Here is a 24,304-nt window from a genome sequence, read left to right as displayed (position 1 = left end):
GCATTATTGTGACATCGCTTAGTTCCCGAACCGGAGGCCCAGCATGACCAGCGTCGCGATCGAGCAGGCGAGCGTGTCGGTGCCCAGGAGCCGCCTGCGCCTCACCTCGCGCTGGGTACCATTCCTGTTCCTGCTGCCAGTCGCCGCAGAGCTGATCATCTTCCGCTATATCCCGACCTTCTCGGCTTTTTACCACTCCCTGACCAACTGGGACGGGCGCAAGAAGGACGCCTTTATCGGCTTCAAGAACTTCACCGACCTGTTCAATGACAACGTCTTTCGCGACGCCTTCGTCAACATGGCGAAATACACTTCGCTGCGCACCATCGCGGTCCTGCTGTTTGCCTTCATCGCCGCCGAATTGATCTTCAGCATTCGCAACGAACGGGTGCGCATGTTCTGGAAAATCGCCTTCGTCATCCCTTTGGTGGTGCCGCGCTCGGTGATCTACCTGATGTGGGCCTTCATCTATGACCCGCAGGTCGGGCTGATCAACGAAGCGCTCAATCTCATTGGCCTGGGTGCCTGGCAGCAGCCCTGGCTTGGGCAATCGTCAACGGCACTGGGCGCCCTGGCCTTTATCGGCTTTCCCTTCGTTTCCTCGCTCGCCTTCCTGATCTTCGTTGCCTCGCTCGAGGGCCTGCCGCGCGACATCATCGAAACGGCCCAGCTCGAGGGCTGCTCGATCTGGAAGCGGATCTGGAATGTCGATTTGCCGATGCTGCGCGGTGGCATCGTCTTCGTCGCCGTGCTGCTGATCCTGGAAGGACTACAGACCACCGAGCCGCAACTGATCCTGACCCGCGGCGGTCCCGGCACCTCGACCGAATTGCCGGCCTATTACCTATACCGAACCGCCTTTGACTACGGCAAGTTCGGCCAGGCCTGCGCGGTCGGCGTGGTCATGCTGGGCGTCGGGCTCATCTTCACCGCCATCTCGATGTGGTTGCGCTATCGGAGTGCCTACGATGTCGACTGAGTTCAGGGCGCTCAAGCGCTACGCCGTACCCCAACAGTTCGCACTGCTCATTCTGGCGGCGCTGACCTGGTATCCCTTCCTGTTCCTGCTGGCGACTTCGGTGAAATCGCCGAACCAGTTTTTCGAGAACTATTGGTGGTTCACCTTCCCGTTTGACTGGGCCAACTATGCCCAGGTCTGGCCCAAGGTTTCGGTCGCCATCCTCAATTCGGCTCAGTATTCCTTCGGCACGCTGGTCATCGTGCTCATCCTGTCGCTGCTGGGCGGTTACACCTTCGGGCGGATGAAATTTCCCGGCAAGAACGTGGCATTCCTGTGCGTCGTTGCCCTGCTGATGATCCCCGGCGTTTTGACGCTGGTGCCGCTGTTCGTGGAAGTCAAAGCCCTCAAATTGCTGGGCACGCCCTGGGCGCTGATCCTGCCTTTCGCCGGGTTCGAGATCGTCATCGGCATCTACATCATGCGCCTGTTCTTTGAACGGCTGCCGGGCGAGCTGTTCCAGGCAGCGCGGATCGAGGGCGCCAATGAAGTCCAGCTCCTGCTGTTTGTCGCCCTGCCGCTGGCATTGCCGGGACTGGGCACGGTCGCGATCCTCGATCTGCTGTTCACCTGGAACGAATTGCTCTGGCCGCTGATCACCGTGGGCGACGCCACCAAGATGCCCGTCGCCGTCGCCGCGCTAGGGTTCAAAGGCGAGCACCAGGTCGACTATGGCGCGCTGTTCGCCGCCTACGTTTCGGTGTCGATTCCATTAATGGTCATCTTCGTCGCCGTGGTGCGTAAATTCATCAAGGGCATCGAAGGCATCTGACACTGGAGACACCAAGTTGGCAACTGTATCGCTGCAAAATATCGACAAGTTCTACGGCCGCGTACAGGTGTTGCAGGACATCAATGTCGAGATCGACGACGGCGATTTCGCCGTGATCCTGGGACCATCCGGCTGCGGGAAGTCGACGCTGCTGCGTGTCATCGCGGGCCTTGAGGAACACCAGCGCGGCGACATCAGCATTGGCGGCGCGGTGATGAACACAACGCCCGCCGCCGAGCGCGGCGTCGGCATGCTGTTCCAGTCCTACGCGCTGTTTCCGCACTTGAGCGTCTCCAAGAACATCTCGTTCGGCATGCGCATGCGCGGGGAATCCAAGGCGCTGATCAAGGAGCGCGTCGCCAATGCCGCGCGCATTCTCAAGCTAGAGCCCTATCTCGATCGCCTGCCGAAGAACCTGTCGGGCGGGCAGCGCCAGCGCGTCGCCATCGGCCGTTCCATCGTGCGCGAGCCCAAGGTTTTCCTGTTCGACGAGCCACTGTCCAACCTCGATGCCGAACTGCGGGTGGAGATGCGTCTCGAGCTCGCCAAGCTGCACGATAGCCTGGCGGCCACCATGATCTACGTCACCCACGACCAGATCGAGGCCATGACGCTGGGCACCAAGATCATCGTCATGCATCTGGGCCAGGTACAGCAAGTGGGCACCCCGCTGCAGGTTTACTACCAGCCCGCCAACCGCTTCGTGGCCGGCTTTATCGGCTCGCCGCGCATGCAGTTCCTGCACGGCACGGTGCAGGGCGTCACCGCCGAAAGCGTCAGTGTCTCGGTGCCCGGCGTCGCCCCTGGCATCATCGAGGTGCCGTGCGAACCCGATGGCCTTAAGGCCGGCGACGAAATCGAAATCGGCATTCGCCCCGAGGACCTGCACTATCGCGGCTCCGAAGAGGTCAGGATCACCGGGCTGACCACGGTGGTCGAATATATGGGACACGCATCGTACTGGTACGGTCACATCGCCCAGCAGGAGCGAGAGCTCGTTGCGCACCTGCATCGGGCGCTGCGTGTCGATCGCGGTAGCGAAGCGACATTCACCCTTAACCGCGCTGATCTCTATCTTTTCGACACTGAGGGACGCGCCCGGCGCCGGCTGCAGGTTGATAACGAGAACCTGCAAACCCAGCTCGCCGCCGCCATCGCCTAGACCAGATCGGGGCGCGGCTTGGCGGTCGAGTTGCGCAGGATGACTTCGCTGGGCAGATGAACATGCACCGGTTCGCCCCCCTGCCCGTTCATGCGCCGGATCAGCATGTCTGCGGCCGTGTCGCCGACCTGCTCCATGTCCCGGTCGATGATGGTGATCATCGGCGTGACGACGTCGGACAGCATGCGGTTGTCGGCCCCCACGATCGACACGTCCCCCGGTATGGCGAGGTTGAGCTGCCGCGCCGCGCGGAGCACGCCGTAGAAAATCTCGTCGCCACCCGCGATGACGGCCGTGGGAGGCACCGGCCGCCGCAGCATTTCCAGCGCCTTGGAGAAGCCGTATTTGCTCGTCTGGTAGTCGTGGCCGATCAGCGTCTCGTCGATGCTCAAACCAGCATCGCGCAGCGCCGCGCGGTAGCCCAACACACGTTCGCGTCCAGGCCGGATACCCAGCGGCGCGGTGATCAGCGCGATCCTGCGATGCCCCAACTCGATAAGATGGGCGGTCACGCGCTGCATCGCCTCGGCATGCTCGGAGAACACCACATCGGCCCGGATCGGGGTATCGCGATCCAGCAGCACGATTGGACATTCCATCTTCGACAGCGCCTCCACGACCGACTGGTTGGTCTCGTCGGAGAGGCTAACGATCAGCCCGTCCATGCGATAGCGCGATGCCAGCTCGAGGAATTCGATTTCGCGCGTCGGCGAGCGTTCCGAGGAGTAGAGGAAGAGCGTGTAGCCCTCAGAGCCAAGCAACCGCTCGGCCGCCTTGGCCAGCAGCAGGAAAACCGTATTCGCCAGATCCGGCAGCAACAGGCCGACGATCTTGGTCCGGTTCGTGCGCATGGTCCGGGCGGCGATATTGGGCACATAGCCAAGCGTGCGCATTGCTTGCTCGACGCGATGGCGGGTTTCGGGGCTGACTGTGTTCAGTTTGGCCGCCACCCGCGACACGGTTCCCATCGATACGCCAGCGGCCGATGCCACATCCCTGATCGTCGGTCGCCGTCCCATGGCCTTCTTCAATTCCCCAAAATGAAAACGTCATCATTGTAGCATGGGGCACGATGATTGCTTGCCCGAAAAGCACTCGCGGCAACGTTTCCCCCGGGTCAATCTGGTCCCCGGATTTGCGATCCTACACCGTTTTATTTACCGCCGTGATGTTCGGAGGTCGGTACATTTCAGCACCACCTTGGCGAGATTGGACGACATGCACCGCAAGATAGCCCAAGCCCTGTCAATGGACCTCATTCGCACCTTTGCCTTGAGACTAGGACATCGCAACGGCCCAAAATTTCGGGTTTTTCACAATTCCAGAGTTTATGTCCGACCATCCGCCACATTGACCGGCTCCGGATCACTCAGCGTCGGGACCCGCTGGCCGGCATATTGCAGCTACCGGACGCTGCTGTCCGTGTGGGACAGAGCGACGCTGGAGGTAAGTGGCGACTTCTCAATGGCGACCGGTTCACGCATCGTCGTCGACAGCGGCGCGACCCTCAGGATCGGCAGCGGCTTTGCCAACAATTTCAGCTCGATCGCCTGCTTCCAAAGTATCACCATCGGCAACAACGTCGCCATCGCGGACGGCGTCGTCATTCGCGATAGCGACAGCCACACCATTCTCGGCGGCGATCACGTGCCGACAAGCCCCATCGTCATCGGCAACAATGTCTGGATCGGCACCAATTCGATCATCCTGAAGGGAGTTACGATCGGCGACGGCGCCATCGTGGCGGCCGGCTCGGTGGTCACCAAGAACGTGGCGCCCCGCACGCTTGTCGCCGGTGTCCCCGCCAAGATGATCCGCGAGAACGTCGCCTGGCAATGAGCAGCCAGGCTCCGCTAGTCTCTCAGGTTCGCCCATGTGGGCGCGTGGTCACTTGCGCCCTCCCGCCCTCGCACATCGCGATCGACGCCCGCATCGACCAGCCGTCTTGCCAATTTCTTGCTCAGAAACAGATGGTCCAGCCGGAGCCCAGCATCGCGCGGCCATCGGTTCCGCATGTAATCCCAGAACGTGTAGACCGTCTCGTCCGGGTGCTTTTTACGAATGGCGTCGGTCCAGCCTTGCTCAAGCAGCCGCGCGAATTGGGCACGAGGCTCCGGCTGGACCAGGGCATTGGTGTCGTAAGATGTCGTCGCGTAAATATCGCGCGGCTCGGGCACGATATTGTAGTCTCCAGCCAAGATGATCGGCAGGCCGGTGGTGAGGAGTTCGCCCGCATGGGCGATCAGGCGTTCGGTCCAGTCGAGCTTGTAGTTGAATTTGGGGCCCGGCTGTGGGTTGCCGTTGGGTGCATAGAGCGAGGCAATGAGCACGCCGTTGACCGCGGCCTCGATATAGCGGGCCTGGCCGTCATCGGGGTCGCCGGGAAGTCCGGTGCGGGTCAGCACCGGCTCCGTGCCGCGAGCCAAAATGGCGACACCATTCCACGCGGATTGACCGTGCCACACGGCGCCGTAGCCCGCATCGGCAATAGCGGTCGCGGGAAACTGCCGGTCGGTCGCCTTTAGCTCCTGCAGGCACACCACATCCGGAGCCGCGTCGGCCAACCAATCCATGAGATTGGGCAGGCGTCGATTGATGCCATTGATGTTGAACGTAGCGACTTTCACAGCGCCATCACGGCACGATGCGCCCGATCCATGCACCAACGGACGCCGCCATAGTCGCCAGATGATCGGCCGCGCTGAACCCCGAGATCGACTTGCGGGGCTTGAGGTCATGATCACCGTCTTCGAGCCACATAATCTCGATCGTCGGCGACAACTCGTACCGTGTCACCTCTTCGCGGGTGCCGAATTCGTCGCGAGTGCCCTGCACGATGAGGCTCGGCGTCTTCAGGTCCACCAGGTGCTTGGTGCGCAATTGCTCGGGCTGTCCCGGCGGATGAAACGGATAGCCAAGACACAGCAGGCCGGCGATCCGCCCAGCGTCATGGAGCGGGCCTGCCACCATGCTCGCCACGCGCCCACCCATCGATTTGCCGCCTATGATCAGCGGACCATTCGTCGGCCCCAGATCGTCCACTGCAGCGAGAAATTCGGGCATCACCTTGTCGGCTCGCGGAGGCGGCTTACGCCCGGCATCGGTCCGCCGGCTGGCCATATAGGCAAACTCGAACCGGGCAATGCGAAAGCCGGCCGCGGCGAGCGCCTTGGTGGTGGCGTTCATGGACCCGGAGTCCATCGGCGCCCCCGCCCCATGCGCCAGCAGGATGGTGACTTCGGCGTCTTCGGGGCCGTCGAAAATGAAACTGGTTACCATGCTATCCTGCTGTCCGAAGCTGTTGGTCGGCTACAGCGATACCCGCCCGCGCGCGCCGGGCCCAGTCCGATGTGGCGTCGAGTTCAAGATACCGCCGCCACCACCCGCGCGCTGCAACCAAGTCACCAGCCTCATAGTCCAGAGCGCCGATATTGTAGATCGCGTCAGCATAGTCGTGGTCCAGCTTGATCGCGTGCGCCAGATGATGGCGCGCGGCATCGACCTTGCCGAGCTCGCGCAGCAGGCCACCATAGTTGAACCAGGCCTCGATGAATTGCGGATCCCGCTTCAATGCGGTGACATAGGCGGTGGCCGCATCGCCGGTCGCGCCGATCGCCCGCAGGCAGTTGCCCAGATTGAACGCCGACGTCGCGTCGGTTGAATCGATGGCGGAGCAATGCGCATAAAGCGTCGCCGCCTCGGCATAGAGTTCGGCGGCCTCCGCCGTTTCCGCCAGGCCAAAATAGTCCTCGGCCTCCCCCTCGTCATCGGGCATGGGCAGCAAGCGCTGGCCGTCCAGCTCGGACGTGGATTGGGCATCGCGGGCCAAGATCTTGTCGCTGCCCTCGGAATGTAGGCTGAGCGACGTCAGTGATCCAACGGGCCCGATCTGGTGCACCGACCGTGCGATCGCGCTCCAACTCGCACCGCTGGCGATCAAGCCGGCATATTTCTTGGCAAGGATCAAATCCCGAAACGAAAACGGTTCGGCGTCATGCTCGAAGCCGTCGAACAATGCCAGCAAGTCGAACACATCGCCGCTCAGGCCCGACTGGTCGAGGATCGACTGCCGCAGCATGTTGGATGCGGCAACTGGAGGCAATGTGCCCAGGCTGCGCAGAAACCCGTTCTCGCTGAGCAGTCGCCGCGGCCGTGCTGCCACGACCCGTTGCTCGATCCCCGCCTCATCGCTCTTGGATAGCAGCGTGCGCCCGAACACGACGGTCGTGGTGCCCCGGGTGACGCTGCGATGCAGGCGCGCACCTAGGCTCTCGACCCGCCTGACTGCCAGACGCAGGGGAAAGGCTCGCAAGGCGCCAACAACGCCGAAACTTTCCCCCTTGAGGTGCATTCTGGCCTAGGCCTTCTTCTTGGGCGCCGCCTTCGGTGCTGCGGCCTTCGACGCGTCGAGCGCGGCCTTCAGCGATACCTTCGTGGGCGACTCCTTGGCAACGACGGGCGCCTTGGGCTGGCTTTTGGCAGCCGGCTTGGCTTCCCCGAGGCTGGCCTTGAGCGCATCCATCAGGTTGATAACGTTGCCGCGCTCCGGCGCCGATGCGATGATGGGGTTGTGGCCCTTGAGCTTCTCGCGGATCATCGCCATCAGGGCGACTTCGTAGCGGTCCTCGTATTCCTTGGGATTGAACGGTTTGACCTTCTGCTCGATCAGCTTCTGGGCCAGTTCGAGCATTTCCGGGTCGGGATCGCCGTAGGGAATATTGCCGAAATATTCGCCGGTGCCGCGCACTTCGCTCGGATTGCGCAGGGTGGTGAGCACCATGCCGTTCTCGCGCGCGCCGATGGTGACGACGCGCTCGCGGCTGGTCATCACCAAGCGGGCGACGGCGAGCTTGCCGCTCTTGATCATGGCTTCGCGGATGACGCCGAAGGTCTCCTCGGCCATGGCGCCATCGGGAACTAGGTAATACGGCGCGTCCTGATAGACCGCGTCGACATCGTCCTTGTCGACAAAGGCCTCAATGCTGATGGTGTGGTTGGACTCGATGCGCACCGCGTCGATGTCTTCATCGCTGATGATGATGTATTGCTTGGGCTCGTACTCGTAGCCACGCACCAGGTCGGATCGTTCGACCAAGCCGAGCTCGGGGTCAACCGCCTTCATGTTGATCCGGTTGTGCGTGTCCTTGTGCAACTGATTGAAGCTGATGCGCTCCGCCGTGCTTGTCGCCGGATACAATTTCACCGGGCAACTCACCAAACTCAGTCGAAGATGCCCCTTCCAACTCGCCCTTGCGGCCATGGTCGCCTCCTACGCGCGCACTACTGCTCCACCACAAGAAATCATGCAGGCAAGTCCCGTGCTGACTCGTTAATGTCGGCCCAGGGGTCGCCTGTTGTGGTTAATAGACCTGGAAGAGTAGAGTAATTCAGGTCCTCGGGAGAGTCGATGGACTCGAGGTCCCGCCAATCGACTGGCGTCGATGCTGGCAGGTGCGGCCTTGCGCGCAGCGAATAGGCGGCGACCGCGGTCGCGCTGCGGGCATTGCGGAAGTAATCGATGAAGATGCGGCGCTTTCGGTTTTCGGCGCCCATGATGGTCACGAAGGTATCAGGGCCAGTCGCCGCCAGCTTGCTGGCGATACCGGAACTGGCCTGGTGGGCCTGTTTCCAGTTCAGCTTGGGGTTGATGGGCACCACGATATGCAGCCCCTTGCCGCCAGAGGTCTTGACGAACGGCACCAAGCCCATTGCCTCCAGGCCGGCCCGCAGATGAACAGCCGCGTTGACGACCTCGCGCCACGCCACCCCTTCGCCGGGGTCGAGGTCGAAGATGATGCGATCGGGCTTGTCGAGGTGCCGCTCATGGGTGCCCCAGGCGTGGAATTCGACGATACCGAACTGCGCCAGCGCGAGGTAGCCCTTGGCATCCTCCACCGTCAGGAAGGATTTGAGCTCACCCTCGGAGTTCTTGGTCTCGAAGCTCTTGAGCGTCGCTGGCATCCCGGTGAACGGATGGCGCTGAAAGAAACAGTCATGCGGCTTACCGCTGGGGCAGCGGAACAGCGAGACCGGCCGATTGAACAGATGCGGCAGCATATAATCGCCCACCGCGGCGTAGTAGATGGCGATATCGAGCTTGGTCGGCCCGGACTTGCCGAACAGGCGCCGCGTCGGATTGGTCACCCAGATGCCGGCAAGGTCGGCGTCGGAGACGATACGCTTGCGCTGCGTCGTGACTGGCGTCGAAAGCTCGGCCTCGCGCAGGCCCTTGAACACAGCGTGGCGCAGCATGCCATCGGTGGTGATCGTTGCGTATTGGATGCGCGCCTTGAGCGTGGGGCGGACGGCCAGGATTTCCTTCGGTGCACCGTCGAGTTTGTCCGTAATGCGCAGCCTCTCGAGTCGGTCCACCAGATGGGCCATGTTCGTCGCGTCGAACCCCGTGCCGACCTTGCCCCGATAGATCAGGTCATCGCCCACCCATTCCGCCATGGCTAAAGCGCCTATGCCTCCATTGGCCGCGCTCTCGCTGTAGCCGGCGATAACGTAGTCGCCGGTCTTCAACGCCTTGACCTTGAGCCAGCTCGAGGACCGCCCGCCGACGTGCAGGCCGTCGGCACGCTTGGAGACGATACCTTCGAGGCCCCGGTTGGATGCCAGGCCGTAGATGCCTTCGCCATCGCCTTCGACATGGTCGCTATATTGGAGCGCCGAGCGCGCCGTCACGTGGCCTCCGAGCAGTTGCGCGAGTAGCGCCTTGCGCTTGAGCAGCGGAACCTGCTGCAAGTCCCAGCCATCCAGGTGGAGGAGATCGAAGGCGTAGAAGACCAGCTTGTTGCCGGCACCCTCCGACAGGGCATCCTGCAACTTGCCGAAACGGCTGATGCCATGCTCGTCCAGCACTACGATCTCGCCATCAACGACTGCCTCGCGGCAATCGAGCGCGGCAAACGCCTTGGGCAGATCGCCGTAGCGCCGGGTCCAGTCGAGTCCGCCTCGGGTAATGAGACGCACAACGCCGCGCTCAATAAAGGCCATGGTTCGATAGCCGTCGAACTTGATTTCATGGAGCCATGGCGTGCGGTTGTCGTGGCGCGGTGGCTTATCCGCCGCGCTGGCGAGCTGCAGCTCAATCGTCGCCGGCATCGGCGCCTTGACCGCACCACCGGCTTTACCCGGCGCCGGTTTGGTGATTTTTTGCCGTTGGGGCGGCACCGCGACCAGATCTTCGATCCGGCGGCCTGATTTGACGCTTTCCGGTCGCGCCACCAGGACATCGATCGCGATATCCATGGCCGTGTCGTGTTCCTTGAACAGCAACCATCCCACCTTGCCATTGTCCTCCGGCTTGGGCTTGAGGCGCGTCAGCATCCAACCGCCTTTCAGCTTCTGCCCGGCGAGGCGGAACTTGAAACTACCCTTGGCGATGTCCTTGACCGCGTCGCCCATAGGCGCCCATTCACCGGTGTCCCAGACGATCATCGGCCCGCCGCCATACTCCCCCTCGGGAATGACACCCTCGAAGTCGATATATTCAATCGGATGATCTTCCGTCGCCACCGCGAACCGCTTGTCGGCAGGGTTGAGCGATGGCCCTTTCGGCACCGCCCAACTCTTCAACACCCCATCCAGTTCGAGACGCAGATCATAGTGATCGGCCGTGGCGGAGTGTTTATGAACTACGAAACGGCTACTCCCACCTTCGCTCCCACCGCTTGGTTCGGTGGTTTTCGAGAAATCGCGCTTTGCGCGGTAGGTTTGAAGTTTTTGTCGGCCCATGAGGCGAGGCTACACCGCAAACTCAACGACAGGGAAGCTGCCACGTCGCGGAACATGGTAGTCTCGCGCCGGGCTTCCTATCCCGGGCAGAAGATGCTGCGTTCTGGGCGCGAAAGGCTCTGGCATCAAGACCGTTCGGCCCGCAGTGTCGCGCCCGTGCCGTAGGGGATATTGCGCCCGCCATAGCGGCGCACGCGCACATTGGCCTGCTCGGCATGGCCGACAAACCCTTCCAGCATGGAGAGGCGCGAGCCGTATTCGCCAATCATGGCGGATGCGGCGTCGGTGGTAACGGTCTGCCAGGTGCAGGTCTTGAGGAATTTGCCCACCCACAGCCCCCCCGTATAGCGGGCCGCCTTCATGGTGGGGAGCGTATGATTGGTGCCGATGACCTTGTCGCCATAGGCGACATTGGTGCGGGGCCCGAGGAACAGGGCGCCATAGTTGGTGATGTTGTCGCGGAACCACATATCGCGGTCGGTCATCACCTGCACATGCTCGGAGGCAATGCGATCGGCTTCGGCCAGCATTTCTTCGTAGCTGTCGCAAACGATGACTTCGCCGAAATCGGCCCAGGATTTGCGGGCAATCTCGCCGGTCGGCAAAATCTGCAGAATACGCTCGATCTCGGCCATTGTTTCGCGGGCCAGCTTTTCCGAATTGGTCAAGAGGATAGCTGGCGAGGTCGGGCCATGCTCGGCCTGACCGAGCAGATCGGTGGCGCACATTTCACCATCGACCGTCTCATCGGCGATCACCAGCGTCTCGGTCGGCCCGGCAAACAGGTCGATGCCGACGCGGCCATAGAGCTGGCGCTTGGCTTCGGCCACGAAGGCATTGCCGGGCCCGACCAGCATATCGACGGCGGCAATGGACTCGGTGCCGATGGCCATGGCGCCGATCGCCTGGATGCCGCCCAGCACGTAGATTTCGTCCGCACCGGCCATGGCCTGTGCAGCAACCACGGCCGGGGCCGGTTTGCCATGGAACGGCGGCGCGCAGGTGATGACCCGCTCGCAGCCGGCCACCTTGGCGGTGATCACCGACATATGCGCGGAAGCCAGTAGCGGATACTTGCCGCCGGGAACGTAGCAGCCCACGGCATTGATCGGCACGTGCTTGTGACCCAGCGTTACGCCGGGCAGCGTTTCGACTGTTAGGTCCGTCATGGTGGCGCGTTGCGCCTTGGCGAAGTTGCGAACCTGGGTTTGGGCGAATTCGATGTCGGTGAGATCTTGGTCCGTGAGTTGGGCCATGCATCCGTCGATTTCCTGCTGGCTGAGGCGGAAGTCGGTCCGCTCCCACTTATCGAACTTGAGCGACAGTTCACGCACCGCCGCGTCGCCGCGCTTTTCGATGTCGCCCAGAATGGCTTCGACAGTAGCCCGAACCTGGCGATCCGCCTCGGCCCGTTCCTCGACATCCTTACCGCGCTTCAGCCATGTCGGCATGAGACGTTCCTTCACATTCTTCTTGTTGGTCAGCAGGCACGAAGAGGCCGCCCTTGGCCGGCGGCCTCTCGACTTGAATTAGACCGGGTCGAGCCCGTCGCGGAAATCGTTGAGTTCGGCATCGACCGATGAGGGCGTATCGATCCACTGCTGCATGGGCTCCCCGGTCACCGGATCGCGCGACGGAATAGGGAGCATCATGATGCGCTTGGCGGCGGCGCGGCGGCCCTCCTCGGTGAGGTGGTCCTCCTGCATATTGTCCCAATCGCGCCCGTCCGGATAACCGCCGACCATCATGATGTCGTCGGACTGCCCCACCATCATATGCGAGACGCCGGCGGGCATGACGACAATGTCGCCCGCTTCCACCCGCACGCGGATGCCGCCGCGACCAAACAGTTCCAGCTCCATCCACCCCGTGGCTACCGCGAGGCATTCATGCGTCGTGGAATGGAAATGGGGGTAGGTATAGACGCCCGGATATTGCCAGTTGTTCAGCCAGGAATTGGCTCGCAGGCGTGTACGCACAGCCTCGACGCCACCGCCCGCCACCGCGCCGCGGTAAACCAGCAGCGGGAACCGGCTATTGGGCAGCATCCCCTTGGGCTTTGACCAATGTAGCTCGGGGTCGGTTTTGGACATGGTGTCTCCTCTCTTGTTTTGAGTGAACCATAGGTCGTTCCTCGGCTTTGCAAAGCCGGCAAGTCGCTTATCCAGTCCAGCATTTGAGCCATCGCGGTCGAAGTCGTTAAGCCTGTTCGTCGGCCAGCATCTGCTCGAGCCGATCCACCGCCTCGGCGGCCAATGTCCGGCAGGTCGCGTCCTCGATGCTCGCCTCGGTGCGGAACATTCGCAGGATCGCGACCTCCTTGCCGCCACGCCTGACGTTGAACAGCAATGGGGCGCCGCTGGGCTTTTCGCTCCCCGGCGATGCGGAGAACCGTGCCAGGGTTTGGTAGGTCGCTCCCTGGCAGGCTTGCAGCTCGACCCCCGCATTGGTCTGGTCCCGCAGCCATGTCAGGATCGGGACGGCACGGCCATGGAGCGGCGCCAGGTTGCTGGCCGCATAGGCGAAAGCCCCTGCCGCCGTCCCCGGGACCAGGCGTCCGTCGGGCTGCTTGCTGACGAGCCCCGCCTCCACCATGCGCTTGACCACCGCGAAGGCGGTGGAGCGGGCAACGCCCTCGTCGGCCACGAGAGCGTTTACGCTCAGGGGTTCTCCCGTCGCCATTCGCGACAGGATCAGGCCCAGGGTCGCCACCCCTGCCGACTGGTCACTGCTCATCGGGTCTCAGCCCCCAGGCTTGCGGCGGACCGATTATAGCTGTTGCCCGGATAGCTGACGCGGAAGGCGCGCGGATCGTAGGCGGGCCCCAGTCCGGCGCCGAATACAAGGTCGTCTGGCATGTCCCACCGGACGTGATCCTCGGCCCACAACTGGGCTCGCAGGGGATTGCTCGACGATGTCCGCGAGGCGACGAAGCGCGACGCCATGCTGATCTGCTTGGGCACCCATACCCCGTTGATCGCCGCCAACAGGACCTCGAAGGCCCGTATCCCCATGGCGGGCGGGTAGTCGATGGATGCCATGGGGATCTTTTGGCGCACCGCAAGCTTGTAGGACAGGTTGAGGTCGCCGCCAGTATGGGGCGGAATGTGTCCCGGCTCGAACCCGGCATCGAGGAAGGCCTGGATCGATCCGGCGCTGTTGAGCCCGCTATCGCACCACACGCCTGAAATGGCCTCGCCATGCCGCGCGATGGCATCTGCGGCCGTCGCGTAGGCCAGCTCGCGGTTGAAGCGGGTGGCGTCAGTGTCGACCACCCTGATGCCCGGGAAGCGGGCGAAAATGTCCATGGCGGTGGCCTGCCGGCTCTGGGTCATCTCGGCATCGGCGTGCCCGTACAGCATCAGGACCGTGCCTTTGCGACCGATCGTATCGGCCAGCCATTGCGCGGTAATCTGCCCGATCGCGGTATTGTCCGAGGTCACGAAGCTCGCGCAGGCCAGATCGGCATTGCCGCCGCGCTCGACGAAGACCACCGGCAGGCCAGCGGCATCCATACGTTTGGAGACGCCGATGAGGGCGCGCGGCGAGACGGCACTGATGAGAAGGCCATCAACACCGCCGCCGGCTAGATTCTCGATGTCGTCGACCTGCTTGCGGGCGTCCCCGTGCGCGTGCACCACCGTGACCGATTCCAGCTCGCCCTGCAGGCGTGAGGCGGCAAACTCGATGCTGTGAAGCATCGCGACTTGCCATGGGTTGTCCATGGCGCCGTTGGAAACGCCGATGCGAAAGCGGCGGCGTGGCGGCTTGACGAAAGGGCTGGTGAGTTCGGGCGGTCGCGCACGGCCGACGGTGTACGGATTAACGATCGGCCGCACCGCTTCGCCAAGCACCCGTTCGCGCTTGCGATCCTGCTCGTCGCCGGCTTTGGCCAGGGTAGTGGCCAGGCCTCCCGCGACCGGGCCGATGGCAATGCTGCCGCGCATGCGCGTCAGCACCCCCTGGTCGGCCAGCATGCCAACGATGCGGTGAAAGCTGGCGCGCGGAATGCCGAGTTCGCCGGCAAGTTCGACATTGCGGGCGCTGCCGCCCCGTCGCGTCAGCGCAATGATGAGGTCTATGGCGGCATCGACGCCGCTGCGCTGCGTTCCCGGCATCATTCTCCTCCCAGAGACTTCAGCTGAGAGCGACGAGATTCCCGAACGCCATCCAAGTCAACTCGTCCGTGTCAGATACAGAGCCACGCTCGCGAAATTGACCGGGTATCATCCTGACCTACACACCCGGACGCGGACGCAGCGATGCTCCGTCGGCGGCGAAGACCTGCAGCCGCTCCGGCCTGAAGGTCAGCCCGACATCCTGGCCGATCGCAACGGCGGAGTCGCGGGGCGCCCGCACCGTCACCGCATGTGCGCCGGGCACTGCCACATAGGCGAACGTATCCGAGCCGAGCCGCTCCACCACATCGACCTTGCCGTGGATCAGGCCTGTGCCATCGGGCGAAATCTCGATGTCGTCCGGCCGGATGCCGACATTGGCCACGTCGGTGCCGGTCATCTTGCCCGCCTCGATCCCCACGCCGCCATTGATGGAAATCCTGCCATCCTTGAACGCGGCAGGCAGCACGTTCATCTTGGGCGAGCCGATGAACTGGGCGACGAACAGGTTGGCGGGGTGCTCGTAGAGTTCAAGCGGCGAGCCGGTCTGCTGGATGATGCCCTTGTCGAGCACCACGATACGGTCGGCCAGAGTCATGGCCTCGACCTGATCGTGGGTGACGTAGATCATGGTGGCGCCGAGGCGCTGGTGCAGCTTGGTGATCTCGATGCGCATGTCGACGCGCAGCCCGGCGTCGAGATTGCTCAGCGGCTCATCGAACATGAAGGCGACTGGCTCGCGCACGATGGCGCGGCCGATGGCGACACGCTGGCGCTGCCCGCCTGACAGTTCGCGTGGCTTGCGCTCCAGGTAATCGGAGAGCTGGAGGAGGCGCGCCACCTCGTCGACGCGCTGGCGGATCTCGTCCTTGGGAAAGCCCGCGACTTCGAGCCCGAACGACATGTTGCCGCGAATGGTCTTGTGCGGATAGAGCGCATAAGACTGGAACACCATGGCCAGTTCACGCTCGGCGGGCCCCAGATTGGTCACGTCGCGCCCATCGATCAGGATGGTGCCGCCGCTGGTTTCTTCGAGGCCCGCGACCAGTCGCAGCAAGGTAGATTTGCCGCTACCGGAGGGGCCGACGAAGACGACGAATTCGCCATGCTCGACCTTGAGATCGACGCCGCGGATCACCTTGACCGAGCCGAAGCTCTTCTCGACGCCCTTGAGTTCGATTACCGCCATGATGGGCTCCAGATTGTCGTGTGCATCACGCCTTGACCCCGCCGGCGCCAAGGCCGCCTTGCCAATAGCGCTGCATGATGAGGAAGGCGGCGATCACCGGCACGATGGAAACCAGCGAGCCGGCCATGACGATGCTGAACAGCACCGCCCCGCCACTGCCCGAAGTGGCCAGCGCATACCATTGCGACAGGCCCACGGTGACGGGGAAATTGTCCGAGGAATTGAGCAGCACCAGCGGCAGGAAATAATTGTTCCAGGTGGCGACGAAGGCCAGGATCAGGACCGTCGCAAACCCCGGCGTGAGCAGGCGGAAAGCGATGTTGAAGAAGATGTGTACCTCCCCCGCGCCGTCGACGCGGCCGGCTTCGATCAGCTCGTTACTGAGCGCGTCGTCGGCATAGACCTTCATCAGGAACACGCCCGGCGGAAACACCAGCGAGGGCAGGATGACGGCCCAGGGCGTATTGACCAGCCCTACTTTGGACAGCAGCAGGAAAATCGGGATCACCAACGCCGTCTGCGGGATCATCACGGCACCCAGCACCAGGGCGAAGCTGAGCTTTTTGCCAACGAACTCGAACTTGGAGAAGGCATAGCCCGCAAAGGTGGCGAACAGCGCCGCGCCGACGCCCGAGACCACCGAATAGAGGATGGTATTCAGCAGCCAGCGCGAGAAAATGCCGTCCTGATAGGTGAACAGGTCCTGCAAGTTCTGCCAGAAATGGAAGTCGCCCGAGAACCACAGCCCGAAAGTGCCGAACAGGTCGGCATTGGACTTGGTGGAGGACACGATCACATAGAAGATCGGGATGAAAGTGTAGATGAAATACAGCGCCAGCGCGACGGTGAGCCAGCGGCGGCTGTTGCGGAACGAGGCCGAATTGGCGGTTTTGGAAACGATTGCCATTACGCGGCCCTGCGATTGGCGAGCAGCATGAACACATAGGACACCACCGCCACGACCCCGCCCAGCACGAAGGAAACGGCGGCCGAATAGTTATATTGCTGGTTGGTGAAGGCCAACGTGTAGGCATAGAAATTGGGCGTGTAGTGGCTGTTGATGATGCCCGGCGCCAGGTTGCGCATCAGATAGGGTTCGCTGAACAATTGCAGCGTGCCGATGATCGAGAAGATGATGGTGACGATCACCGTCGGCATGATCAGCGGCAGCTTGATGCGCAGGGCATATTGCAGCCCGGTCGCGCCATCGACGGACGAGGCCTCTTCCAGGTCCTGCGGAATGGCCTGCAACGCGGCGAAATAGATGATCAAATTGTAGCCCATGAACTCCCAAACCGCGATATTGGCGATGGAGCCCAGAATGGTGCCGTCGAGCAGAAATTGCGGCTTGGGCAGGTGGAAAAATTCGGCCAATTGCCCGAACGGGCCGAAGGACGGGCCATAGAGATAACCCCAGAGCAGTGCCGCAATAACCGAGGGCACCGCATAGGGAATGAAAAACGCGATGCGGAAGAAATTGCGTCCGTAGACGCGGCCGCTATCGAGGATCAGCGCATAGAGCAGCGCCAAGCCGAGCATGATGGGGATTTGCATCAGGCCGAATTTGAACAGCAGCACGACCCCGTCCCAGAATGAGGGATCGGTGAACACCTTGAGGTAATTGGCGGCGCCGACGAACTGGGTGCCAGCCACCATGGTGGTCTTGAACAGGCTGAGGCCGAAGGCATAGCACAGCGGCGCGATCAGGAACGCGACGAACAAGGCCATGAAGGGCAGCAGAAACAGATAAGGGGCAACGGACTTGGTCACATAGACCCGTCCGCGCCGCCTGGTCGCGACGGCATCCGGCATGAGCGATCCTTGGGCGTGGCTTCACGAAAACAAAGGTTGATCCGGCGCGCCCGGGAGGGTTACGCGCCGGATCAATGGGGTCAGGAGACCGTGTAGCCCTGGTCGGTTGCGTAGGCGACGACCTTGTCCTGCAGGCGATCGAACGCATCTCCAAGAGTGCCGGAGCCGGCGATCGAAGCCGACATTTCGTCCTGCATCGTCTGGTTGACGAAGTCCTGGAACGGGGCGAACTCGAAGCTCGGATCGACCTGGTTTTCGGACACGACGAAAATTTCGTTGACCGCCTGGCCGCCGTAGAAGGCGTTCGGCGCGCCCATCAGGGCCTTGTCGTCGATCAGGCTCTTGAGCACCGGGAACAGGAACTGTTTGGAGTTCCACAGCGCCGCCGCTTCCGGATCGCTGCCCATGAAGGTGGCGAACAAGGCGGCTTCTTCCGGGTGCGGCGTGGTGGTCATCGCCGCGAAGGTCGAGCCACCCCAGTTGGACGTGACGGTGCCGCCGGCAGTCCATTGCGGCATCGGCGCGGCGCGCCACAGCCCGACGCTCTTCTTCATCGAGTTCTGCATTAGCACAGGTGCCCAGGCCGCGGTGACCCAGGACGCATGCACGCCGTCATCGAGCGCCGCGAACCATTCGGTGGTCCACATCGGCTTGGTATCGACGGCCTTGGCATCGACCAGTTTCTGCCAATAGGCAGCCCACTTCTTGGCGATGTCGTCGTTGAGCTTGATGGTGATATTGGTGCCTTCGGTGTGGAACGGGCGCCAGCCCGCCTGCCACAGTACCGCCGCCACCCAGCCCGCATCGGAGACGCCGAAGTTGGACATGTAGGTGCCGGGCGCATCGGTCGCCAGCTTCAGCGAGGCTTCCGAATAAGCATCCCAGGTGCCGGGAACCTCGATCTTGTTCTTCTCGAACACGTCATTGCGATAGAGCAGGCCCATCGGGCCGCTATCCCACGGAATGCCATAGACCTTGTCGCCGTCGCTGACGGCCTTCCAGGTCCAATCGATGAACTGGTCCTTGACCGGGTTGGCGGCCGCGCCCAGATCGGCGAGCACGCCCAACTGCTTGAAGCTGGGGATGGAGTTGAATTCCATCTGCGCCAGATCAGGCAGGCCGGTGCCGGCCTGAATGGCGTTGCGCAGCTTGACGTAATGCGGGCCGCCCTGCCCGACATTCTCGACCTTGACCGAGATGTTGGGATATTTCTTGGTGAACATGTCGGCCTGCACCTGGGTATCGGGGGTCCAGGCCCAGAGCAGCAGTTCAACCTTGTCCTGCGCCGCCGCCGCGAATGGCAGGCCGGCAACGGCCGTGGCCGCAAGACCAGCGCCGGCCGCCTGCATGAACTGCCGGCGATCGAGCGTCATGCGCTTACTATCTTTTTCCAATCTTTCCTCCTCAGGGGCGTCGGCCCGGCGCAGTCTTCAAGGACTGCTATTGTTGCCATGGCCAGATGACGACACCGCCTAGGCCAACAGAGAAGCGCCTTAGTGTCAAAGGGGCAAATGCAGGAGCCGGTTGCTTTGTCCCATAGGCTGGACTCGCCACGGCAAATCTTCGTGTTCAATCGTTTGTCGGGCCGGTATCGCTCAAGCAAGGCCAAAGGCCATGCGAGGAGCAGCCGGACATGAGCAAGCAGTGGAACGTGGGCGTAATCGGCTGCGGGCATATTTTTGACGCCTATGCGCGGTTGTCGAAGGTGTTCGCGCCGATCAGGCTGGTGGCCTGCGCCGATATCGACATGGCGGCGGCGCAGCGCCGGGGCGCGGAATACGGCCTCGATGCGCTGAGCATGGAGGCGCTCCTTGCACGGGCGGATATCGACGCGGTGATCAACCTGACCAATCCCGCCAGCCACGCTGCGGTGACCGGGGCGATCCTGGCTGCAGGCAAGCATGCCTATTCGGAAAAGCCGCTGGCACTGAGCCTTGAGGATGCAAATGCGCTATTGGCGCAGGCCGACAAAGCGGGCCTGCTGATCGGCTGCGCGCCCGACACATTCCTCGGCGGCGCACACCAGATGGCCCGGCGGCTGATCGACGAGGGTCGCATCGGCACGATCAAGAGCGGCAGTGCCCATTTCATGAATCACGGCATGGAGGACTGGCACCCCAATCCGTCCCCTTATTACCAGGTCGGTGCCGGCCCGGTACTGGACATGGGCCCTTATTACATTTCGGCGCTGGTGAACCTGCTGGGGCCGGTCAAGCGCGTGGTCGCACTGGCGTCCAAGTTCTTCGAGGAGCGTGAGGTCACGGCTGCGGGGCCGAACCAGGGCACCGTTGTAAAGGTCGGTACGCCGACCACCAGCCAGGCGCTGCTGGAATTCGCCTCGGGCGCTCAAATCCATTTCTCCGTGAGCTACGACAATTGGGGCCATGGGCATTCCAATCCGATCGAGCTACACGGCACTAAGGCCTCATTGATGGTGCCCGATCCCAACTTCTTCGGCGGCCAGTTGCAGATCATCGATGCGGCGGGCAGTCATGTGTCGACGGTTGAGGACACTGCGTTCGGGCGGCAGAACTGGACCTGGCCATCGGGCAACGTGGTCGGCAATTATCGCGGCCTGGGCCTGGTCGATCTGCTGGACGCCGCCGACAAGGGCCGCCAACCGCGCGCCTCGGGCCTATTCGCCCGCCATGTGCTGGAGATCCTGCTGGGCATTATCCGCTCGGCCGATGAGCGCCGCTTCGTCGATATCGTCAGCACCGTCGAGCGCCCCGCCCCTTTGGCCGAAATTGATGCCGCGCGGTTCAAGGCCGCCGATGCCCCCCTCGCATTTGCCGGCTAAGGAGGCCAGCCATGTCGCGCTACGATGTTTCATTCCAGATGTATTCCTCGCGCCTGTTTCCCGCCGAGGGGCAATTGGCCTACCTCGCCGAAGTCGGCTACGACGCGGTGGAACTGTTCCTGCCCAACTACGAGCACGATGCCGCCGGATTCAAGCGACAAGCCGACGCGGTGGGGTTGAAAGTCTCGGGCATTCATATGCCACTTGCCGGCCTCGACAAGGAGCCCAAGCGGTTCTTCGACTATGCCCATACGCTGGGCACCACGACGCTGATCCCGCCCTATGTGCCGCAGACGGAGCGACGGCCGACCGCCGCGTTCTGGCAGTCCGTGGGCGAAATCCTCGGGAGGGGCGCCGAGGGCGCCAAGGCCGAAGGGCTGCGCGTCGAGTGGCACAACCATGACTTCGAATATGTAAAACTCGAGGACCGGACGCGGCCGATCGATCACATCATGGCAGCGTCCGGCCCCGACGTGACGCTGGAGCTCGATATCGGCTGGGTGGTGCGCGGCTGGGCCGATCCGGCGCAGGAGCTCATGAAATATGCAGATCGCATCACCACGATCCAGCTCAAGGACACCGCCCCGGCCGGGACCGCACTGGACGAAGGCTGGGTGACAACCGGAGACGGCATCATCGATTGGAAAGCACTGTATCCGCTATTCGGGAATACCAAGGCGACGACTCTGGTCGTCGAACACGACAACCCGTCCGACTGGAAAGTGCTGGCCAAGCGCTCGATAAATTACATCCGCACGCTCATCGCCTGACCAATATCCTAGGGACCACACGCAGTACGCGGGAAATTGCGCTACCAACCGAGCCCCCGGACCGACGAGCGGATACCTCAAGGCTTCGACTAGATCGGGATTAGCCACGGCCCGCCCGGGTGGAGGCGTGACCTATCTCTCCCCGAACTGACCGCGCCTTCAGGCCCATGTGGCATGCGAGGGATGCAGCTAGGGCCAAGGCGCGGCGGACGATCAGTGGTCATTTTGCAGCATTGCCGATGGCTCCATACAATTGCCTGTTCGGCGAGACTACGACATTAGCGGAAAAAATCGCTCCCAGAGGGTGCGCAAGCCCAGACTGGCCGGCTAGGCGTCGAGGCGATGAGCGGCAGCGAGGTGCTCGGAGAGTGAGTGGCAGGCCTCATCTGGGACTTTTGTCGGATGTGACTGCATCAATGCTGAAGCCGTCCATTGGGGCCCTAGGGCAGCGAGGGGTTGGACTTAATCCGCGCCATCTGACGCTCGATATCGGCGAGCAGGCCGGGCAATTCGCCGGGGGAGCGAATGGTGTAGCGGGGCACTTCGAGCGCTTCGGCGGGAATGTGACTGCGCTTTTTGGACCAGCTCTGCCAGATGCTGATGATGCCGAGCCGATTGGCGCCGCCGATATCGCGTTCGAGGTGATTGCCCACCATGACGATGGCCGGAGCGTCGGCACTGTCCAGCCCCAGGTAGGTCATGGCCTTCTGGAACATGCGCTGGTCGGGCTTTTCGCAGCCTTCGGACTCGGAAATCACCTGGGCGTGGAAATGCGGGCTGATGCCGTGGCCGCCGAGCACGGTGGCAAAGCTGCGCACGCGGCCGTCCGCCACCAGCGCCAGGCGATAGCCATCATCGGCCAGCGACCGGACCATCTCCAGCGCGCCGGGAATAAGGCCGGCCTCGATGACATAGCCTTCGGCGTCGAACCTCTCGCTCGCCTCATCGACCAGCGTGTCGCCGCTGTCGAGAAAGACGGCCTTGAGCAGGGGTTGCTCCTGGCGCACCTGGGCGAGCACGGTTTTGACGCGTCCGGGGATCCAGGCCACCAGGTCGTCCCAGCTTCCGAACTCCACCTGCGCGAGATCGAAGCGCTGGTTGAAATTGAACGTGGGCAGGAATGCCCGTGCCTGCAGGTAGCGCTTGACGGCGCGATGGTCCTCCGAAGTGACCTCGGCCAGCGCGGCGCGGAACATGTCGTTGATCAGGATGCCGCCGCGGCCGGCCAATTCCTGGCACGAGAGCGTGGTGAGTTCGGCCGTCGGCAATTGTGCATCCACACTGGCGGTGAAGGCATGTTTGCCCGGCGTCGAGACCAGGGTCACCCGTCCGGCCTCAAGGGGCAGCGCGCCGTCGGGCAGGCGCATGGCGAACCGGCCGCCATGGGCGCTGGCTTCGACCGCCACTATGGCGTCGCCGGCGTCGAGCTTGAGCCAGATGTGTTCGAGTTCGTAGAGGTGCTGAATGTCCCAGTCCCACCAGATGGCGTATTCGATCACCTTGGCCACGCCGGGCTCAAAACTGATGTCGAGCGCCGCCGACGGTGAGGAGCCGGGCGCCGTCAGCACCGAAACGCCCACCCGCGAGGGCAGAAACGGCTCGTTGTCGCAGAACCGGATGACGGGCGCCAGGCGGCGCGCCAGTTCGATTGCCGCATCCGCAGCGGCTCGCGATGATGACGACATGGAGGCTTCCCCGAGACCCATAATGGGCGTTTGGTTTCTTGTAATCGTTTTCAACTTTATACGGCAAGCCACGTCCGAGGTAAATTTTCGACGCGCCACCAGTCCTTGATTTCAAGGCAGGGGGATGGTGGAGGCGCGCTGGATGAGGGTGTTCTCCAGCACCACCTGGCGGGGCGACTTGCTGACACCACGCATATGGTCAATCAACGTCGTGGCGGCGATCTGGCCCATTTCGTGGATCGGCTGGGCGATGGTCGAGAGCATGGGGAAGGTCAGACTGGACTCCAGCACGCCATCATAGCCCAGGATTGACAGGTCTCGCGGCAGGTCGAGATCGAGGGCGTGGGCGGCGTGCATGACGCCAATGGCCAGCATGTCGGTGGTGGCAAAAATAGCGGTAATGCCAGACTTTGCGGTGATCATGGCGGCGCCGACTTCGCGGCCGATCTCGAAACTGGCAGTCTCGAAGGAGGGCGAATAGACGATCTCCACACCAACCGCCAGATCCTCTGCGGCCTGCCTTATGCCGCGCACGCGCTCGCTACCGACGTCGAAGCTGCCGCCCTTTTGCGCTACGCGACCGGCGACGATGCCGATCTTGCGGTGCCCCAGTTCGATCAGGTGCCGCATGCCCTGGTAGCCGCCAGAATAGTTGTCGCACACCACAGAACTGATCGCCGGCAGCTTGGGCTTCATATCGACAAAAGCCACCGCGATGCCCCGCTCGCGCAGGGTATTGACCTGCTTGATGGTTCGCGCATTGGCCCCCGACGGCCGGATAATGACGCCCTGTACCCGCATGTCCAGCATGGTCTCGAGATAGGCTTCCTCGCGATCGGCATCGCCATTGGTCGAGCACAGCAAAACGCGGTAGCCCTGGTCGAACATGGTCATTTCGATCGCATAGGCCAGGGCGCTGCTGAATGGTGTGCGCTGCTGGCGCAGCAGGACACCCACGATATTGGATTGCTGGGTGCGAAATGAACTGGCCAACCCGTTTGGCCGGTAGCCCAGTTCTGCAATCGCCTTGGTCACCGCCTCGCGCACCGCAGGGCGGACATGAGCATAGTTGTTGACCACCCTAGAGACGGTCGCAATGGACACATTTGCGAGGCGCGCGACGTCCTTGATTGTTACCACGCCGTCAACCTCGAATGTTACCTAGGGTCCTGTTTGCCAATGGTCTTTTAGGCGCCCGAACCATGGAAGCTTCATATCTTGTTTTGAAAACGTTTACA

At 62.6% G+C, this 24,304-nt stretch carries 22 protein-coding genes; 6 read left to right on the top strand and 16 right to left on the bottom strand.

Annotated elements, in window-relative coordinates:
• Nucleotides 1-43 precede the first annotated feature (43 nt).
• Genes JWR51_RS02865 through JWR51_RS02855 form a run of 3 tightly spaced genes read left to right on the top strand, consistent with a single transcriptional unit; the run spans nucleotide 44 to nucleotide 2,952 of the window.
• The gene (locus tag JWR51_RS02865) at nucleotides 44-979 is read left to right on the top strand and encodes a sugar ABC transporter permease (protein ID WP_299743398.1); all 936 of its coding nucleotides are present in this window, start codon (nucleotides 44-46) and stop codon (nucleotides 977-979) included.
• On the top strand, nucleotides 969-1,790 hold the full coding sequence (locus tag JWR51_RS02860; protein ID WP_299743396.1) for a carbohydrate ABC transporter permease: 822 nt from the start codon (nucleotides 969-971) through the stop codon (nucleotides 1,788-1,790). The genes JWR51_RS02865 and JWR51_RS02860 overlap by 11 nt, the downstream gene beginning before the upstream one ends.
• A 16-nt stretch (nucleotides 1,791-1,806) precedes the next feature.
• On the top strand, nucleotides 1,807-2,952 hold the full coding sequence (locus tag JWR51_RS02855; RefSeq protein WP_299743394.1) for an ATP-binding cassette domain-containing protein: 1,146 nt from the start codon (nucleotides 1,807-1,809) through the stop codon (nucleotides 2,950-2,952).
• On the opposite strand, the gene JWR51_RS02850 is transcribed toward JWR51_RS02855, so the two are convergent.
• On the bottom strand, nucleotides 2,949-3,971 hold the full coding sequence (locus JWR51_RS02850) for a LacI family DNA-binding transcriptional regulator (protein ID WP_299743392.1): 1,023 nt from the start codon (nucleotides 3,969-3,971) through the stop codon (nucleotides 2,949-2,951). The genes JWR51_RS02855 and JWR51_RS02850 overlap by 4 nt on opposite strands.
• A 445-nt stretch (nucleotides 3,972-4,416) precedes the next feature.
• Here JWR51_RS02850 and JWR51_RS02845 point away from each other — a divergent pair, with 445 nt between their 5' ends.
• Entirely contained in the window at nucleotides 4,417-4,791 is a 375-nt protein-coding gene (locus JWR51_RS02845; RefSeq protein ID WP_299743390.1) for an acyltransferase, read from the top strand.
• A 14-nt stretch (nucleotides 4,792-4,805) separates the two neighbouring features.
• Here the strand turns inward: JWR51_RS02845 and JWR51_RS02840 are convergent, their stop codons facing one another.
• From JWR51_RS02840 to JWR51_RS02780, 13 genes are all read right to left on the bottom strand, one after another.
• A complete protein-coding gene (locus JWR51_RS02840) occupies nucleotides 4,806-5,579 on the bottom strand; it encodes an exodeoxyribonuclease III (protein ID WP_299743818.1) in 774 nt (257 codons plus the stop codon).
• A gap of 7 nt (nucleotides 5,580-5,586) precedes the next feature.
• Nucleotides 5,587-6,231: an alpha/beta family hydrolase gene (locus JWR51_RS02835; RefSeq protein WP_299743388.1), complete on the bottom strand. Its 645-nt coding sequence runs from the start codon at nucleotides 6,229-6,231 to the stop codon at nucleotides 5,587-5,589.
• A gap of 1 nt (nucleotide 6,232) precedes the next feature.
• On the bottom strand, nucleotides 6,233-7,303 hold the full coding sequence (locus JWR51_RS02830; protein ID WP_299743386.1) for a tetratricopeptide repeat protein: 1,071 nt from the start codon (nucleotides 7,301-7,303) through the stop codon (nucleotides 6,233-6,235).
• Nucleotides 7,304-7,309: 6 nt separating this feature from the next.
• Entirely contained in the window at nucleotides 7,310-8,212 is a 903-nt protein-coding gene (locus JWR51_RS02825; RefSeq protein ID WP_299743384.1) for a Ku protein, read from the bottom strand.
• Between the two features lie 41 nt (nucleotides 8,213-8,253).
• Nucleotides 8,254-10,692, bottom strand: coding sequence for a DNA ligase D (ligD, locus tag JWR51_RS02820; RefSeq protein ID WP_299743382.1), 2,439 nt, complete (start codon nucleotides 10,690-10,692; stop codon nucleotides 8,254-8,256).
• 125 nt (nucleotides 10,693-10,817) lie between these two features.
• Nucleotides 10,818-12,143 carry a histidinol dehydrogenase gene (hisD, locus tag JWR51_RS02815; protein WP_299743380.1) on the bottom strand — a complete coding sequence of 442 codons (1,326 nt, stop codon included), beginning with the start codon at nucleotides 12,141-12,143 and terminating at the stop codon, nucleotides 10,818-10,820.
• 78 nt (nucleotides 12,144-12,221) lie between these two features.
• The gene (locus tag JWR51_RS02810; RefSeq protein ID WP_299743379.1) at nucleotides 12,222-12,785 is read right to left on the bottom strand and encodes a cupin domain-containing protein; all 564 of its coding nucleotides are present in this window, start codon (nucleotides 12,783-12,785) and stop codon (nucleotides 12,222-12,224) included.
• 106 nt (nucleotides 12,786-12,891) lie between these two features.
• Nucleotides 12,892-13,428, bottom strand: a complete 537-nt coding sequence (locus JWR51_RS02805) for a helix-turn-helix domain-containing protein (RefSeq protein WP_299743377.1) — start codon at nucleotides 13,426-13,428, stop codon at nucleotides 12,892-12,894.
• A complete protein-coding gene (locus JWR51_RS02800) occupies nucleotides 13,425-14,810 on the bottom strand; it encodes a substrate-binding domain-containing protein (protein WP_299743375.1) in 1,386 nt (461 codons plus the stop codon). Before JWR51_RS02800 ends, JWR51_RS02805 begins: the two co-directional genes overlap by 4 nt.
• Before the next feature lie 118 nt (nucleotides 14,811-14,928).
• Nucleotides 14,929-15,999: an ABC transporter ATP-binding protein gene (locus tag JWR51_RS02795; RefSeq protein WP_299743373.1), complete on the bottom strand. Its 1,071-nt coding sequence runs from the start codon at nucleotides 15,997-15,999 to the stop codon at nucleotides 14,929-14,931.
• Nucleotides 16,000-16,024: 25 nt separating this feature from the next.
• Nucleotides 16,025-16,906, bottom strand: coding sequence for a carbohydrate ABC transporter permease (locus JWR51_RS02790; protein ID WP_299724465.1), 882 nt, complete (start codon nucleotides 16,904-16,906; stop codon nucleotides 16,025-16,027).
• Entirely contained in the window at nucleotides 16,906-17,811 is a 906-nt protein-coding gene (locus JWR51_RS02785) for a sugar ABC transporter permease (protein ID WP_299743371.1), read from the bottom strand. The genes JWR51_RS02790 and JWR51_RS02785 overlap by 1 nt, the downstream gene beginning before the upstream one ends.
• 80 nt (nucleotides 17,812-17,891) lie before the next feature.
• A complete protein-coding gene (locus tag JWR51_RS02780; protein WP_299743368.1) occupies nucleotides 17,892-19,205 on the bottom strand; it encodes an extracellular solute-binding protein in 1,314 nt (437 codons plus the stop codon).
• Between the two features lie 239 nt (nucleotides 19,206-19,444).
• Here JWR51_RS02780 and JWR51_RS02775 point away from each other — a divergent pair, with 239 nt between their 5' ends.
• Both JWR51_RS02775 and JWR51_RS02770 read left to right on the top strand, forming a co-directional pair.
• A complete protein-coding gene (locus JWR51_RS02775) occupies nucleotides 19,445-20,611 on the top strand; it encodes a Gfo/Idh/MocA family oxidoreductase (protein ID WP_299743366.1) in 1,167 nt (388 codons plus the stop codon).
• A gap of 11 nt (nucleotides 20,612-20,622) precedes the next feature.
• Nucleotides 20,623-21,381 (top strand): sugar phosphate isomerase/epimerase, encoded by a 759-nt coding sequence (locus JWR51_RS02770; RefSeq protein ID WP_299743363.1) that lies wholly within the window; start codon nucleotides 20,623-20,625, stop codon nucleotides 21,379-21,381.
• Between the two features lie 440 nt (nucleotides 21,382-21,821).
• Here JWR51_RS02770 and JWR51_RS02765 read toward each other — a convergent pair whose 3' ends face one another.
• Both JWR51_RS02765 and JWR51_RS02760 read right to left on the bottom strand, forming a co-directional pair.
• Nucleotides 21,822-23,066: an HAD family hydrolase gene (locus JWR51_RS02765; protein ID WP_299743361.1), complete on the bottom strand. Its 1,245-nt coding sequence runs from the start codon at nucleotides 23,064-23,066 to the stop codon at nucleotides 21,822-21,824.
• A gap of 111 nt (nucleotides 23,067-23,177) precedes the next feature.
• Nucleotides 23,178-24,206, bottom strand: coding sequence for a LacI family DNA-binding transcriptional regulator (locus JWR51_RS02760; protein WP_299743358.1), 1,029 nt, complete (start codon nucleotides 24,204-24,206; stop codon nucleotides 23,178-23,180).
• Between the last annotated feature and the right edge of the window lie 98 nt (nucleotides 24,207-24,304).

The organism is Devosia sp., assembly GCF_028290625.1.
In the GTDB taxonomy this organism is placed as follows: Bacteria; Pseudomonadota; Alphaproteobacteria; order Rhizobiales; family Devosiaceae; genus Devosia.
The sequence above is the reverse complement of the archived record's forward strand: the minus strand, read 5'-3'. Positions and strand labels throughout refer to the sequence as shown.